This window comes from Psychroflexus gondwanensis ACAM 44 (genome assembly GCF_000355905.1).
GTDB classification, from domain to species: Bacteria; Bacteroidota; Bacteroidia; order Flavobacteriales; family Flavobacteriaceae; genus Psychroflexus; species Psychroflexus gondwanensis.
This window is the reverse complement of the sequence record NZ_APLF01000051.1, coordinates 1-958: the sequence shown is the minus strand read 5'-3', so window position 1 is coordinate 958 and position 958 is coordinate 1. Positions and strand designations below refer to the sequence as shown.

General features: G+C 36.6%; 1 protein-coding gene. It reads left to right on the top strand.

All coding sequences use genetic code 11. The features are described 5' to 3' along the window. The first annotated feature begins 50 nt into the window (after positions 1-50). A complete protein-coding gene (locus PGOND44_RS14865) occupies positions 51-944 on the top strand; it encodes an IS1595 family transposase (RefSeq protein ID WP_003447178.1) in 894 nt (297 codons plus the stop codon). Positions 945-958 lie beyond the last annotated feature (14 nt).

Sequence of the window (958 nt, the reverse complement as noted above, 5' to 3'; positions counted from 1 at the left end):
AGAGGTCAGTATATAAATACCTATCTTAGTGGTAGTAAATATATATAATTATGGACGTATTTAAGGGTCAAAATCTTCTAGAGTTCTCTGATCGGTTCAAAACAGACGAAGATTGCAAGAAATATTTAGCTTCAGTGAAGTCAGAAATTCGATATAAATGTCTCAAGTGCAATCACACTGCTTGTCAAATTCGTACTGATTTTGCAAGGCAGTGCAACATCTGCGGGCATATAGAATCTGCTACTGCCAACACTCTTTTTCACAAAGTTAAGTTTGGAGTCAGAAAGGCATTTTTTATCTGTTTCGAAATGGCTCCTAGCACTAAAAGTTTATCAGCAAGTTATATGGGTGTGCGTTATGGTGTGACTGAAAAAACTGCTCGACTATTTATGTTGAAAGTCAGAGAGGCTATGGCTTCTAGTGGGAAAAACCCTATGGATGGCGATGTTCACGTTGATGAGTTTGTCCTTGGGGGCCGAGAAGCAGGGAAAACAGGAAGAAGCTATGATAGCAAGAAAAAGAAGGCGGTAACGGCCATCCAGCTTACAAAGGAGGGTAAGGTCAAGAGGATGTATGCTATGAAAATAGATGATTTTTCAGCCCGATCATTGCAATATATTTTTGTCAATCATATTAGCAGAGAAGCAAGGGTCACAACAGATAAATGGAGAGGATATAGACCCATTTCAAAAGCTTATGACATAACACAGATTGAGAGTAACAGAGGATTGAATTTTAAAGCGCTCCATACAATGATACATCAAGTTAAATCTTGGATAAGAACGACCTATTCTTGGGTAAGTGATGATAATCTCAATAGATATTTCAATGAATTTTGTTTTAGAATAAACCGATCACAGAGTAAAGCAACTATATTCAATAATCTAATTGTCAAAATGGTGGAGGGAGACAAAATATATCAATCAGAATTAATAAGTAACTAACTACTGACCTCTAA

Bases quoted from the DNA above. Each gene is read 5' to 3' on its own strand.
- PGOND44_RS14865 (WP_003447178.1), top strand. From the start codon at position 51: ATGGACGTATTTAAGGGTCAAAATCTTCTAGAGTTCTCTGATCGGTTC.